Origin of the sequence: Bacillus sp. B1-b2 (assembly GCF_009183415.1) — a bacterium.
Taxonomy (GTDB): Bacteria; Bacillota; Bacilli; order Bacillales; family Cytobacillaceae; genus Niallia.
In genome coordinates, this window is the sequence record NZ_WEHU01000019.1 from 32,130 (window position 1) to 47,333 (window position 15,204).

General features: G+C 33.9%; 13 protein-coding genes and 1 other annotated feature (1 of these 14 cut by a window edge). Of the genes, 3 read left to right on the forward strand and 10 right to left on the reverse strand.

The window, feature by feature from the left end; all coding sequences use genetic code 11:
* Window positions 1–124: 124 nt before the first annotated feature.
* From pulA to pepV, 5 genes are all read right to left on the reverse strand, one after another.
* Window positions 125–2,275, reverse strand: a complete 2,151-nt coding sequence (gene pulA, locus F9279_RS17070) for a type I pullulanase (protein WP_152115227.1) — start codon at window positions 2,273–2,275, stop codon at window positions 125–127.
* Window positions 2,276–2,357: 82 nt separating this feature from the next.
* A complete protein-coding gene (locus F9279_RS17075) occupies window positions 2,358–3,332 on the reverse strand; it encodes a nuclease-related domain-containing protein (protein ID WP_152115229.1) in 975 nt (324 codons plus the stop codon).
* A 25-nt stretch (window positions 3,333–3,357) separates the two neighbouring features.
* Entirely contained in the window at window positions 3,358–3,936 is a 579-nt protein-coding gene (gene thpR, locus F9279_RS17080; RefSeq protein ID WP_152115231.1) for an RNA 2',3'-cyclic phosphodiesterase, read from the reverse strand.
* A gap of 197 nt (window positions 3,937–4,133) precedes the next feature.
* Entirely contained in the window at window positions 4,134–4,997 is an 864-nt protein-coding gene (dat, locus tag F9279_RS17085) for a D-amino-acid transaminase (protein WP_152115233.1), read from the reverse strand.
* Between the two features lie 22 nt (window positions 4,998–5,019).
* Window positions 5,020–6,438, reverse strand: a complete 1,419-nt coding sequence (gene pepV, locus F9279_RS17090) for a dipeptidase PepV (RefSeq protein ID WP_152115235.1) — start codon at window positions 6,436–6,438, stop codon at window positions 5,020–5,022.
* A 184-nt stretch (window positions 6,439–6,622) separates the two neighbouring features.
* Between pepV and F9279_RS17095 the strand changes: the two genes are divergently transcribed.
* Complete coding sequence (locus tag F9279_RS17095) at window positions 6,623–7,075, forward strand: NUDIX hydrolase (protein WP_152115237.1); 453 nt, start codon at window positions 6,623–6,625, stop codon at window positions 7,073–7,075.
* A 382-nt stretch (window positions 7,076–7,457) separates the two neighbouring features.
* The gene (locus F9279_RS17100; protein WP_152115239.1) at window positions 7,458–7,679 is read left to right on the forward strand and encodes a DeoR family transcriptional regulator; all 222 of its coding nucleotides are present in this window, start codon (window positions 7,458–7,460) and stop codon (window positions 7,677–7,679) included.
* A 153-nt stretch (window positions 7,680–7,832) separates the two neighbouring features.
* On the opposite strand, the gene F9279_RS17105 is transcribed toward F9279_RS17100, so the two are convergent.
* Both F9279_RS17105 and F9279_RS17110 read right to left on the reverse strand, forming a co-directional pair.
* Complete coding sequence (locus tag F9279_RS17105) at window positions 7,833–8,558, reverse strand: pseudouridine synthase (protein ID WP_152115241.1); 726 nt, start codon at window positions 8,556–8,558, stop codon at window positions 7,833–7,835.
* A gap of 18 nt (window positions 8,559–8,576) precedes the next feature.
* Window positions 8,577–10,202, reverse strand: a complete 1,626-nt coding sequence (locus F9279_RS17110; protein ID WP_152115243.1) for an oligosaccharide flippase family protein — start codon at window positions 10,200–10,202, stop codon at window positions 8,577–8,579.
* 220 nt (window positions 10,203–10,422) lie between these two features.
* On the opposite strand from F9279_RS17110, the gene F9279_RS17115 reads away from it, so the two are divergent.
* On the forward strand, window positions 10,423–11,691 hold the full coding sequence (locus tag F9279_RS17115) for an NAD(P)/FAD-dependent oxidoreductase (RefSeq protein ID WP_152115245.1): 1,269 nt from the start codon (window positions 10,423–10,425) through the stop codon (window positions 11,689–11,691).
* A 112-nt stretch (window positions 11,692–11,803) separates the two neighbouring features.
* Here F9279_RS17115 and F9279_RS17120 read toward each other — a convergent pair whose 3' ends face one another.
* From F9279_RS17120 to leuS, 3 genes are all read right to left on the reverse strand, one after another.
* Window positions 11,804–11,986, reverse strand: coding sequence for a sporulation protein Cse60 (locus F9279_RS17120; RefSeq protein WP_152115247.1), 183 nt, complete (start codon window positions 11,984–11,986; stop codon window positions 11,804–11,806).
* A gap of 74 nt (window positions 11,987–12,060) precedes the next feature.
* Complete coding sequence (locus F9279_RS17125; RefSeq protein ID WP_152115249.1) at window positions 12,061–12,366, reverse strand: rhodanese-like domain-containing protein; 306 nt, start codon at window positions 12,364–12,366, stop codon at window positions 12,061–12,063.
* Window positions 12,367–12,516: 150 nt separating this feature from the next.
* Window positions 12,517–14,937, reverse strand: coding sequence for a leucine--tRNA ligase (leuS, locus tag F9279_RS17130; RefSeq protein ID WP_152115251.1), 2,421 nt, complete (start codon window positions 14,935–14,937; stop codon window positions 12,517–12,519).
* A 68-nt stretch (window positions 14,938–15,005) separates the two neighbouring features.
* Window positions 15,006–15,204: a binding site (T-box leader), on the reverse strand (it continues 30 nt past the right edge of the window).

Here is a 15,204-nt window from a genome sequence, read left to right on the forward strand (position 1 = left end):
AAGTAAATCTCTGATTAAAAATAATATTTAAGAAAAATAACTTTTTTTCAGACTATTTCCGCGTATTTCATGGTTGTTAATCAAGCTGCAAATGACAGAAAAATCCAGGAATAAGGAATTTATCCTATTTCCCTATCATCATAAAGCTTATAGGTGGTATTTTCCACTTCTGTTTTCCTTCAATAAATGGGTAATGGTCGTCATAAATCTCATCATCACTCACCAATAATTTCCAACCACTCTCTGGTATCTCTATTTCCTCTTCATGATGTTGAACATTAATATAGACAATGATGGTTTCCCATTTCCCTAACTCTCCGATATCTTGCAATTGATATTCGAGAATGGAATTAGGTAGGACATCTATCGTTACATGCTTTACAATCTCATCGACTGTACTTAATCGAAATGCTTTTGTTCTTTTCCGTAATGTAATTAAATTCTTTATAAATTGTACATTTTCTATGAATTGATCTTTTCGGTTCCAATCCATTTGATTAATCGGGTCAGGAGATTGATAGCTATTTTCGATTCCATATTTCGTTCGGAAGAATTCTTGACCACTATGTAAAAAAGGAACTCCCTGGCTTATAAGAACGATTGCACTTGCCAAACGATGCATTTTTTGTTTCTTCTCATTGGTTTCTTCAGGGAAGCATATTTCTATCTTATCCCATAGTGTATGGTTATCATGAGATTCTACGTAATTTACCGATTTATTAGGATTATTGAACATTCCTTTCTCATGATAAAGCCCAATACTACCAGATAATAGCTCTCTTAAATCATGCAGATACTGCAAATTTCCAAATGCAACTCCTATGTCATGTAGCTGAAATGTACTTCCTTTTACTTTATCTCTAAATTGATCATTGAATTGTCCGATTCCGTCTAACTCTTTCTGATTCATAATGGTTGCTTTTTCTTGCAGCTGAAGAGGAGTTGCTAAATCCCACCCTTCTCCAATCAAGATTATATTCTCATTCCTATCATCACACAATTTTCGAATTTGCTGCATCGTGGTCACATCAAGAATACCCATTAAATCGAAACGAAATCCATCTACTTGATATTCTTCTAACCAAAAACGGATGGAATCAAGAATAAATCTTCTTACCATTGCACGCTCAGAAGCAATATCATTCCCCACACCAGTACCATTAGACGGCATACCATATTGGTTATAGCGGAAATAGTACCCTGGTACAATTTTTTCAAACGATGATGCCTCTTTTTTATACACATGATTATAAACAACATCCAATATTACTCGAATACCTTGTTCTTGAACAGTTTGTATCATCTCTTTTAGTTCATTAATTCTTCTATACGGTTCAGTAGGATCACAAGAGTAACTTCCTTCTGGCACGTTAAAATGAGACGGATTATATCCCCAATTATATTGCTTTAAGACCTCTAGCTCATCTACCTCTTCAAAATCATGCACAGGTAAGAACTCAACATGAGTAATACCTAAGTCTTTCATATAGGAAAGACCTGATAACTGCTCTTTTTTTGTTCTTGTATTCAGTTCTGTAACTCCTTTATATTTTCCTTTATCCTGTACACCACTTTCGGGGTGGATGGTAAAATCTCGGATATGCGTTTCATAAAAAATACTATCAACAGTATTTTTTAAAGGAGGTAAAACAGGTTTTTGTACTTTGGTTTTATTTAAATCTACAATAACACCAAAAGAGCCATTAACAGAAACTGCAACACAATAAGGATCCATTACTTCAGACCACTCAAGATTAACAAGAACTAGAAAGCTATAATAGTGTCCCTCTAAATTCTCATTAACTTCAACGCTCCATACTCCTTTATCCTGCCTGCACATATCTATTACTCTTCTTTCCTTTTCAGGAGCTTTAGGAGCATTAATAACTAACTTTACTTGCTGAGCAGTAGGTGCCCAGAGAAACGTTTTAATAGAAGTATTTGTGTATTCTAAACCAAGAGGTCCATCATAATAGTACATATCATCGAACGCTTTCGTTCGTATAACTGCTCCAATTTGAAGATCCGTCTTTCCATTGTTTTCATCTTCAATCTCAAACCTTTTTCCCAGTTGAATAGGTTCTTTTATTCTACAGCTATATTTAACGAAGTGTTGCATTTTTTCTTTACTTTGTATAGGAAGTTCCATTCTATTCTGGTTATCAACAAGTACAAACTTTGATGATTCCCCTTCACAATAAGAATACGGTAAAAGAATAGTTATAAGTGTTAATTCATCGAGGTAGGCAAAAAAACTTCTTCTAATAGATAGCATTTTCTCTCACTCCCTTGGTCTAAACAACTTAGCTCTTTCTTACTTTATTACTTTCCTACTACTATTTATTCTAATTATCTCTTTATTGATCTGTTTTATCCCATTCATAACGTCGGCTAGATACAGTAAGTCCATATTGTAATAAACTTTCTGCCGCCTTTAATTGTATCGCTTTTATAGGCGAATGATGATTACGCATTTTTTGAAACCATTCTTCGTAATTCCTTTTTTCAACGATTGTTAAATCATAAGGGGCTGTTGGAAAGTCGATATATCCATTACGAGTAAGAATTACTTTTTGGATAGGTAAAAGTATTTGATATTTTTCTAGAATGCTTCTCACAATACTCTCTGTTCTATTAATGGAAATTACTGGACTAAGCAGTTTTTTCTCCTGGTCGTTCTTTTTCTTTATCCAAAACTTCTCATTTGAACCAACAAATACGGCGGAATTTTCAGCTTCTAATAAATGAATACACCAAATTTCTGTTGGCGTAATAATCACTGTATCTAATTCTATTGGAGCCTGTTTTAGTTGAATAATAGGTTGATAAAGCACTAAAAACGTATCAGGAAATCTTTGTAAATAATATTTCAAAAGGTCGTCATAATAGAGAGTTCTCTTCACTGTAGAAATTTCCGTTAATGTAGAACTAGCCCATTTCAATTGAAAATGAAAGAGTTGATTTAGAAACTGTAGCTTCAGTTCATCAATGGAATGAGGATGCTTATATTGGTTAGAATCATAGTGAAACTGCAAATCATCTTCATCTCTGTCTTGAATTTCCTCTTGAATATCTATCGTATCTATAAATTCTTCTTCTGTTTTTTTACGATTTATAATTGTTTTCATTTTTTCTAGAAAAGTGGGTTTTTCCTTAATCCATTCTTCTTCCATAGGATTATTTAAATGAAAGACACTTCGGTCGTTTGTAGTATATGCTTTTTTAATGCCTTCCCACTTTTGTTTTTTTAAGCGTACAAACCGTGAAGGATATAATACGATATTTTGTTCATACCGTGAAACATAATCCCTTAACTTAATTAACTGCGCCAATCTTGTTCCCCCTAAGCAAATAATACTAGTGATTATCTGCAAATGTATAACTTGTGATCACTTCATACTTTGGTTCTTGATTTAAATGTGTTTGAAATAATTGAATAGAGTCTACTTTCATATTCGATGGATTAATTGTAAAAGAATTATTATCTAATAAATTTGGGGAAAAAGACTTATCTCCTTCCCATTTTCTTGCTAAGGTAATATGAGGATGGAATGGGCGTGAATCTATAGTGAATTCTAAAGAAAGACAAATTTCATATACCTTGTCTCTTAGTTTATTTAATTGCATGTCTTCCTCTAATCCCGCCCAAAAAATTCTAGGTTTTTCATGGTTACCAAAAACACCTAAATGATTTATATGTAACAGAAAGTCTGAAGAGCCTTTTATATTCTCTTCTAATAACTGCTGTAAAGCTCTTAACTTTTCTATAGGTATACCACCTAAAAAGGCAAGAGTTATATGATAATCTAAGGGGTGAACCCACCTCTGAAACGGAAACTGAGTTATTAAGCCCTTTTGCCTTTTTTCTATTTCCGTTATCATTTCATCAGGTACTTTTATGCCAATAAAATAATGCGTTTGTTGTTTAACAGTCATAAAAATTAAGTTCCTTTACATATTGGACTTTTTTAGAAAATAATGATTAATATTCTATTATATATCCGAATTAGGTTATTTTAACCCTATTACACGTAGGAAAAATAAAGAAAATAAACATGAAAAAGCATACAAATGAATTTATTATATCACCTGTATGCTACTTCTCTAAGCATTTTACGAATGAGAGAGTGAATTTATTGAGGAATGAGCTCCCCACATTCTGATATTATGGCTTCAACAAATAAACTTTGTAATATTCTTGTCTTTTCCCCGACTTTCCCTTCTTTTACTGGAACATTATTTATTTCGGTAATAGGAGTAACCTCTGATGTTGTACTTGTAAGAAAAACTTCGTCTGCATCTATTAAGTCTTCAATAGAAAATGCCTTCTCTTCTATATCAATTCCATTCTCTTGGCTTATTTCTATTAACTTCTGTCTAGTAATCCCATTTAGAATAGAAGGACTCGCCTCGTGGGTTTGTATTTTTTCGCCTTTTACAATCCATATATTAGAAGAGCTTCCTTCCGTTACTGTCACATCACGATATTGAATGCTTTCATAACAATCTGCTTCTGCTGCTTTTTGCTTTGCCATTACATTCCCTAGTAAATTTAAGCTTTTAATATCACATCGAGACCATCTAATATCTTCAACTGTAATGGCAGAAACACCATCCTCTAAATTGGATAAAGGTCTCTTAAATTCTTTTGTATAAGCAATAAAAGTTGGAGCGACTTCTGTTTCAGGAAAGGAATGATTTCTAGCACTAACCCCTCTTGTAAATTGCATATAAATGAAACCCATATCTAAGGTATTTTTTTGTATTAGCTGCTCTAATAATTGAGTTAATTCATCCACTGAATAGGAAATAGAAATACTTAATTTTTCACTACTTTGAAGCAATCTTTGAAGATGCTCTTTTACCGTGAACATTTTGCTATTATATACTCGAATAACCTCATAAATTCCATCACCGAACTGATACCCTCTATCTTCAATATCTACTTTTGCTTCTGTTCTTGGAATAAATTCCCCATTCATAAGCACAATGCTCATATTCCTCTTCTCCTTTTGTTCTTTATTTAGCTAATTCATATATTGCTTGCGCATAGATAGCAGTAGCTTTTAATAAATCCTCCAGATACATATATTCATCTTTTTTATGAGCTATATCTTCTCTCCCTGGAAATAGAGGTCCAAACGCAACTCCCTTTTCTAAGGATCTTGCATAAGTTCCTCCACCAATGGAAATTAACTTCGCTTCTTCTCCAGTTTGTTCCACATAAACCTTGCTTAATGTTTGAATTAATTCAGATTCTTTTTCCACATAATGTGGTTTAGAATCCGAGAAGTTTGTGATGTGAAAACCTTGCTTCTCTAAAAGCGCATCTAGTTTCACTTTTGTATCATCCATATTATTAGTTACAGGATATCTTACGGTTTGTCCTAACTTACCACCTTTATTAGAGTCAAACTCTAGGATTCCAACATTAAGAGTTAAATCCCCAGTAATGTCATCATGATAGTTAATTCCTAGTTTTTTCCCTCTTGAATCATTTACAAAATAATCTCGTACAAAGTGGAAATAGTGTCTTGCTTTTGAATCTAGCTCTAAAGAAGAAAGAAATTCCACCAACTTCAATCCAGCATTAATACCGTTGTTTGGTTCCAATCCATGAGCAGATATTCCCTCTATTTCTAACACTAAGTCACCATTATCGATATAATACTTTCCAGGTAAATCCTTTTCCTTTAAGAAGTTTTGATAACGCTGAATCACTTCTGTTTGCGCTCCTTCTTTCGCTTCTAGGCTTACACTAGCAAAATCGGGAACCATATTATATCTTCTTCCAGAAGCAAATTGAAGTACTCTCACAGCTCCATCTGAAACGTTATCATCCTTAGGTAATTGTACAATATCAAAGTCTGAAATTCCTTTTTCTGCGTAAATGATTGGAAAATCTGCATCTGGAGCAAAGCCAATATCAGGCATTTTTTCTTCTTTAAAGTATGTATCTACACATCTCCAATCACTTTCCTCATCAGTACCAATTATTATTCTAATTTCTTTACTTAAAGGTACATTTAAATCTTTCACAATCTTCAACGCGTAGTAAGCAGCCATGGTTGGTCCCTTATCATCTAATGCACCGCGAGCATAGATTTTTCCATCTCTAATCTCAGCACCATAAGGATCACTAGACCAACCATCTCCTTCTGGAACTACATCTACATGACATAATATGCCAAGGATCTCTTCTCCTTGACCATATTGAAGGTGTCCCGCAATATTTTTAACGTTTTTACTTATAAAGCCATCTCGTTCTCCTAATTGAAGCATAAAAGTTAATGCCTCTTTCACTCCTTGACCTAACGGAGCTTCTTCTGTAGCATTCTCTTCATCAAGCACACTTTTTATTTGTAATAATCCTTGTAGGTCCTTTATAAAACTGTCTTTTCGTATATGTATTTCATTTAACCAATCAATTGAACTCATAATATCCTCCTTGAACCTTCTATTCCATATTTAGTATAAAAAAAACATACCATAAATAAGGATAGAAGAAAAATAAATTAAATAGCTTTTTTCATAATAAAGTTAATTCCAAGTATAGTACACTTATCATATCGTTTATCAGCAAATCAAAAAACAAATTTTTGGAAAAGGGATTGTGATATAGATGGGTTATGTAGAAGATTTAAGAAAGCTAGTAGGCAAAATGCCAGTTATTTTAGTTGGATCGGTTATTATTCTTCTAAACAATGAGCATCACATTCTATTACAAGAAAGAAAGCATCCGAACAAGGTTTGGGGACTTCCTGGTGGTTTAATGGAAATAGGAGAAAGTACAGAAGAAGCTGCTAAAAGAGAATTAACAGAAGAGACTGGTCTTCAAGCTAAAAACCTTCAATTATTATCTGTATATTCAGGGAAAGATTATTACACAGTTGCTGCAAATGGAGATCCCTTCTATACAGTAACTACAGCTTATTACTCCAATGAGTATGATGGAGTGATGGAAGTAAATGAAGAAGAAGGTTACAGCTTAGCTTTTTTTTCGATGAATGACTTGCCTAAGCAAATGGTTGGTAGTCATCGTAGAATGATCCATGATTTTATTAGAACCCGTTAATGAACGAAAAAGAAGATTTTTTATGTTTAGTCATTTAGATATACGGGTATTTATTATAACTTTATTGTTTATTGAATTTTCATTCATATCCATTTCATTCGAACCATATGATAATGGTAAGCAAAGACTACAGGAGGTGGCAATACAGACATAAATAAGCAAATATTTTGTAAATTGATGCAAATAATGTAGAATATATTATTGAATAGGGGTACAATAATTGTATAGATTAGAAGTCTATAATATTGTTCACTATTTAGCCATTTGAAAAGGGGTTGTCTGTAAAAAAGAAAATTACATACGCTTGGAGAACTAATCTTCAAATAAGCTGTCGGTCGCTGGAATTTGCCAAAGGTTTGAAAAAAGGATAGGGAGTGGTTTATTGAAACCTTCAACTAACCGGATGTTAAACCGTATCAAATCCGTCTACATGTTTATTAGTAAGCGTGGAACTGTAACAACACAAGAGCTAGTGGAGGAATTTGGTATTACTCCGCGAACGATTCAAAGAGATTTGAATGTGTTAGCTTATAATGACTTAGTGCAAAGCCCTAGTCGTGGAAAATGGACAACAACTAGAAAGAAAGTAAAATTGACATCCTAAATAGTACTTGCTCTTAGAAACAATATGAACTTCGAAAATTAGATAAAATCACATGATGTAAAAAGTAAAACCTTACTATTGCATCCAATGACTATCATTTACTATTCATTGGATTACTATGGTAAGGTTTTATTTTATCCATATTACATGATTTTATGCATCTTGCACTTGATAATTTTGAAGTAATTCTACTTCCTCATCTGTTAGTTCACGATATTCCCCTAACTCTAACGTTTCATCAAGCTCAAGTGGCCCCATGGACAAACGTTTTAAATAAATCACTTTTTTTCCAACACTTTCAAACATTCTTTTCACTTGATGAAATTTACCTTCAGAGATTGTTAATTCGATATCAGAAGTTTCTCCTGATTTTAAGACAGTTAGCTGTCCTGGTTTTGTAACATAACCATCATCCAAGGTAACTCCCTCTTTAAAAGCAAGAACGTCCTCTTCTCCAACCATTCCTTTAACAACTGCAAAATATGTTTTGGGAACATGTTTCTTTGGAGAAAGTAACCGATGCGATAATTTCCCATCGTTTGTTAGAATTAATAATCCTTCTGTATCCTTATCCAATCTACCAACAGGAAAAGGGTTATACACCGCATCCTCTAATTGCAGAATATCTACTACAGTCTCTTCTCTAGTATCTTCAGTAGCTGAAATTACACCAGGTGGCTTATTCATCATAAGATAAATATATTCCTTATAATCAACTAACTCATTGTATAGATATATTTCATCTACTTTAGGATCAACATGATGTTTGGCATCTTTTATTATTTCGCCATTTACTTTTACTGCTTTATTTTTCAATATCGTTTTTACTTCTTTTCTGCTGCCATATCCTAAATTGGCAAGCATCTTATCAATTCTCATCTCATCACAACCTAAAAATTAAAATGGAATTCTTAACTTACGCTTTATTTTTACTGCTTGATCTCCAAAAAGTAAATACGCTAATTTGGAACGATATGCTAGGTACACATAGATTAACATACCAACACCAGCTACAATTATCACCATTACTAAAGAAGAAAATGCAGACTCTGTTGATAAAAATAAAGTTAAGAGTTTATACATTAATGTTGTAGCTATATACATTATTCCTGTGAAACCAACAATTAAGACACTTCTTCTAAAGACCATTTTAAAGGAGTATTTTGCATATATTCTAATGATAATTAAATTGATTACAATAGAAACAGTGTATCCTATTGTTGTAGCAAGAATAGCTCCATATGTTTCCCACTTCTCTATAAATGGAGTATTTAAGCTCAACTTTAGTAATATTCCTACTAATAAACTTAATACGGTAAAACGTTGCTCATTTATCCCTTGTAAAATCGCCGCAGTTACGGGATATAAAGAAAAAAGAATCGCAACAGGAGCATATACCCTAAGTACTTCAGCACCCATTAATAAATCTTCTGTTTGATAAAATAAACGATAAACTGGTTCGGCTAATACCGATATACCTATACATGCAGGTAATGTGATAAATAATAGTACTTGAAATGTTTGATTTAAGTTAGCAGACAACTCAGTTCGATCTTCTTTTACAAATGCTCGAGTTATCATAGGAATTAATGCCATAGAAAATCCAGTAGCAAGTGAAACTGGAATAATAATAATCTTATGCGTCTGATAGTTAAAAATGTTTAAAGCTGTTTCTGAAATAGATTGCAGCCCAATATTACTCATTGCACGATTAAATGTAAGAGTGTCAACTAATTGAAATAACGGATTTGCAAGTCCTACAAAGACAAATGGTGCTGCTGAAATCAGTATCTCTTTATACATAGAGGAAAGAGGAATATCTGTAAGTGAGCCTTTATCATCTAACAGCAGACTATCATACGTATTTTTACTTTTTTGCCAGTACCAAAAGAGGACTGCTAATCCTCCAAGCGCTCCTACGAACGCTGCAAAAACAGAAGCACTTACAGCCGTAAGCAATTTTCCATTTAATACATAGAGTACAAAAGCTGATCCTCCAAGTAAGAAAACAACTCGGACAATTTGCTCCACTACTGTGGATACAGCAGATGGTGTCATGGCATCATGTCCCTGAAAGAATCCCCTTATAAGACTCATAAATGGAACCACAATTAACGCAAAGCTCACTGCTCGAATAACAGTCGTTACTTGAGAGACGGTAGATGTAAAATCTTTATCCGAAATAATCATATGAGCTAGAACTGGTGCAAGAAGATAAAGTGCTAGAAAGGACATAATACCAGAACATAGCATAATAAGTAGTCCTGATTTAAACAGTCTCCTCCCAACCTTATACTCTCCCATTGCATTATATTTAGAAATAAACTTACTCACAGCAAGTGGAATTCCTGCTGTTGCAATGCTAATCACAATAGTATAAGCTACATAGGAATATTGATATAGAATGGTTCCTTGCTTTCCAACTATCATATTAAATGGTATAACATAAAATAGACCTAACGCTTTTGATATAATCGTTCCAAGCGTTAGAATGAATGTACCTTTTAGCAATTTTTGCGACATATAATCCCTTCCTTAAATGAAGCTCTCATAAAAGCATAACATAAACAAAGTATTTTACCATGAAAATAGCGAAGTTAGTATACGGAATAACAATTAATTCTTGTCCATTTTTTAACACATAATTGTAGTTTACCCTTTCTTAATAAGAAACGCTACTTTGTTGTGAAGAAAAAATTTTCATACTCGAATATATTTAAGTAAAAGAAAGTAGGATTTAAAAATGCAATATGATGTAATCGTAATTGGTGGAGGTCCATCTGGTTTAATGGCAGCTATTGGTGCTGCTGAAAATAACGCTCGCGTTTTACTTATAGACAAAGGAAACAAGCTAGGGCGAAAGCTGGCAATTTCTGGTGGAGGCAGATGCAATGTAACAAACAGACTCCCTGTCGAGGAAATTATTAAACACATCCCTGGGAACGGACGTTTTTTATATAGTGGATTTTCTGAGTTTAATAATGAAGATATCATTACTTTTTTCGAAAACTTAGGAATCGAGTTAAAAGAAGAAGACCATGGGAGAATGTTTCCCGTTTCTAATAAAGCACAACATGTTGTAGATGCATTATTAAATGAACTGGATCGATTAGATGTCACTATTCAAACAAATTCTCCTGTTGAAACAGTAGAATTTGCGGAAGATGGTATGAAACATGTCATTCTACAAAATGGGAAAAAGGAAGTTTGTAAATCTCTTATTATCGCAGTAGGAGGTAAATCCGTTCCTCATACTGGTTCTACAGGAGATGGATATGCTTGGGCTGAAAAAGCTGGACATAGTATTACAGAGTTATTCCCTACAGAAGTTCCTGTAACCTCAAGTGAACCATTTATTCAAGATAAAAGTTTACAAGGATTATCTTTACGAGATGTTTCTTTAAGTGTACTAAACCCTAAAGGTAAAGCCCTCATCACTCATAAAATGGACATGATTTTTACTCACTTTGGAATAAGTGGACCTGCTGTTTTACGCTGTAGCCAATTTGTAGTAAAGGCAATGAACAAATGGGACTTAAAAGAAGTAAATGTATCAATTGACTCTTTTCCTGAACAAAAAGAAGAGCAATTACTACAAGAATTAACGCAATTACTTCAATCAGAACCAAAAAAAGCAATCAAAAACACGCTAAAGGGAAAATTGGTTGAGAGATATCTGCTCTTTTTATTAGAAAAGGTTCAAATAGACCCACAAGCAACTTGTAACACTATCTCTCAAGAAAAACTAAGAGAGTTTACCCATCTATGTAAGGCATTCACTTTTAAAGTAAATGGCACACTTTCTTTAGAGAAAGCTTTTGTTACTGGCGGTGGCGTATCTATTAAAGAGATTGTCCCTAAGACAATGGAATCTAAGCTTATGAATGGATTATTTTTCTGTGGAGAAATTCTTGATATTCATGGCTATACGGGTGGCTATAATATTACCTCTGCATTTGTAACAGGTAGACTGGCTGGGGTAAATGCTAGTATTCATGCTAAGAACATTTAGAAGACAAGATACATGCATTGAATTCATTAAATCCTCCCGCATTATAGTATTTTAGAGCATACTGAAAAGTGGATTACTAATAGAGAAATCCACTTTTATATCACACCAAATATTAACTTTTATAAATAATCATAGAAGTAAAACAATAAATTTGTTCGTTTTGGTCTTCTTGGATAGCTGCGATATTATATTTAATATCGACTACCTTCTTCTCATCTATCTTAGACAGAAACTTATTCATTTGCAATTCTAAGTCTTTTTCATGCTCTTGATCAAATAATTTTACTTGAATCATGTCTATCCTCTCCCTAAAGATATTAGTAACAGGATAGACAGTTTTTTATTTTTTCAATCACATTCCTTTTAGACTTAGATTGTTTCTCCCTTCCAATCAAGCATGCCGCCTTCCATATTTACTACTTTATATCCATGGTCTTGCAAGAAGTAACATACATTCTCACTTCTCCTACCTGCTCGGCAAACAATGATATACTCTTTATCTGTCGAAAGTTGATCCAAATGCATAGGGATGTTTCCCATTGGAATATGCTTAGCACCAGGAATCATTCCTTCTGCTACTTCGTCATTTTCTCGTACATCTATAAGCTCTAGCTCCTCTTTATTTTTCATTTTTTGTTCTAATTCATCTGCTGATATGACTTTCAATTCACTCATATATATATACCTCCTAAAGTATGATTGTTTCTATGTAAATTGTAGTTTCTCCTAGTAATATAGAGCAAATTCACTTTAGTTGCAATTGCTATGCTTTACAATCACCATATAAAGAAAAAACCTCGAAATTTCCTTCGAGGTTTTTCTTATTTAATTAGCTACAATATTCACTAATTTCCCTGGAACTGCAATTACTTTTCTTACTGTTTTTCCATCGATTTGCTCTTTTACTTCACTTGCTTCCATTGCTATTTGTTCTAATGCATCTTTATTAGCGCCTGCAGGTACCATTAGTTTAGCTTTCACTTTTCCGTTGATTTGAACAACGATTTCAACTTCATCATCCACTAGCTTAGCTTCATCATAAGCTGGCCAAGCTTGGTAGCTTATAGTCTCATTAGATTTTGTAACAATTTGCCAAAGTTCTTCTGTCATATGTGGACAGATTGGAGATAGGATTTTAATAAAGCCTTCTACATATTTCTTTGGTAATACATCTGCTTTGTAACATTCATTGATAAAGACCATCATTTGTGAGATTGCCGTGTTAAATCGTAACCCTTCAAAATCTTCTGTTACTTTCTTAACAGTTTGATGATAAATTTTATCAAGCCCTTTTGCTTCTTCTACATCCTTAACCTTAGGAGATAGCTCTCCATTCTCATCAACTAATAGTCTCCATGTACGGTCTAAGAATCTTCTAGCACCATCTAATCCGTTTGTAGACCACGCAATTGCTGCATCTAATGGGCCCATGAACATTTCATACAAGCGCAGAGTATCAGCACCATGGCTTTCAACGATCTCGTCAGGGTTCACTACATTCCCTTTTGATTTACTCATTTTTTCATTATTCTCACCTAAGATCATTCCTTGGTTAAATAACTTTTGGAATGGCTCTTTCGTTGGAACAACGCCTAAATCGTATAAAACTTTATGCCAGAAACGTGCGTAAAGTAAATGTAGCACCGCATGCTCTACTCCACCAATATAAATGTCTACAGGTAGCCATTCTTTAATTTTCTCTGGATCTGCAATTACTTCACTATTTTTTGGATCAATATAACGTAAATAATACCAGCTGCTTCCAGCCCATTGTGGCATTGTATTTGTTTCACGTCTGCCTTTTTTACCTGTTACTGGGTCTACTACATTAACCCATTCTGATATATTTGCTAGTGGAGACTCACCTGTACCAGATGGTTTAATTTCAGATGTTTCTGGAAGAGTTAATGGCAGTTCTTCTTCCGGAACACCTGTCATCGTGCCATCTTCCCAATGAATGATTGGAATTGGTTCTCCCCAATATCTTTGACGACTAAATAACCAATCTCTTAAGCGATACGTTATTTTTTTCGTACCAATTTCTTTTTCTTCTAACCATGCGATCATTTTTGTAATAGCTTCTTCTTTATTTAAGCCATCTAAAAATTCAGAGTTCACATGTTTTCCATCACCAGTATATGCTTCGTTTTCAACATTCCCACCTGCTACAACCTCTTTAATTGGCAAATCGAATGTTTTAGCAAATTCATAATCTCTTTCATCATGTGCTGGAACAGCCATAATGCTTCCAGTTCCATAACTCACTAGAACATAATCAGCAATCCATATTGGCATTTTTTCGCCGTTACTAGGATTAATTGCATAAGCTCCAGTAAATACGCCTGTTTTCTCTTTTGCTAAATCTGTTCTTTCTAAATCACTTTTGCTTTTGATTTTTTCTAAATATGCTTCTACTGCAGATTTTTGATCAGCTGTAGTAATTTTATCAACAAGTGTATGTTCTGGAGCTAAAACTGCATACGTTGCACCAAATAAGGTATCAGGTCTTGTAGTAAATACAGTAAAAGTATCTTCATGATTTTCAATTTGGAATGTTACTTCAGCACCTTCTGAACGCCCAATCCAGTTACGTTGCATTTCTTTAATGCTATCTGGCCAATCCACTTCATTTAAATCTTCAATTAAGCGATCTGCATATGCCGTAATTCTTAACACCCATTGACGCATTGGACGTCTTTCTACAGGGTGTCCACCACGTTCACTTTTCCCATCAATTACTTCTTCATTCGCAAGAACTGTTCCTAGAGCAGGACACCAGTTAACTGCTACTTCGTCCACATATGCTAATCCTTTTTCATATAATTTTAGGAAAATCCATTGTGTCCATTTATAGTATTCTGGATCAGTTGTATTGATTTCACGATCCCAATCATACGAAAATCCTAATGATTTGATTTGACGACGAAAAGTATCAATATTTTTTTGTGTAAATGCTGCTGGATGGTTACCTGTGTCTAATGCATATTGTTCTGCTGGTAGACCGAATGCATCCCAACCCATTGGATGAAGAACATTAAAATCTTGCATTCTTTTCATTCTTGAAAGAATATCAGTAGCTGTATAACCCTCTGGATGACCTACATGAAGTCCTGCTCCAGATGGATACGGAAACATATCTAATGCGTAGAATTTTTTCTTGCCCTTATCTTCACTCGTTTTAAATGTTTTTTTATCTTCCCAATATGTTTGCCATTTCTTTTCTATTTCCTGATGATTAAAACTCATCTTTCTAATCCTCCTAAAACTCTTCCTTATTTTTTCTTTATAGCATAAAAAAGCCTCCCATCCCTATAAAAAGGGACGAGAGGCATTATGTATATATTCTCCCGCGGTACCACCCACAATTAGTGAAATAATCACTCGCTCAAACTCTTTTAACGCAAGAACTACGGCAAGCATTACTAATCATTCACACTTGCAACTCAAAGGCGAGTTCGAGATGTTTTTGACTGACTTGCACCACCCGTCAGTTCTCTATTGTTTCAAAAGGAC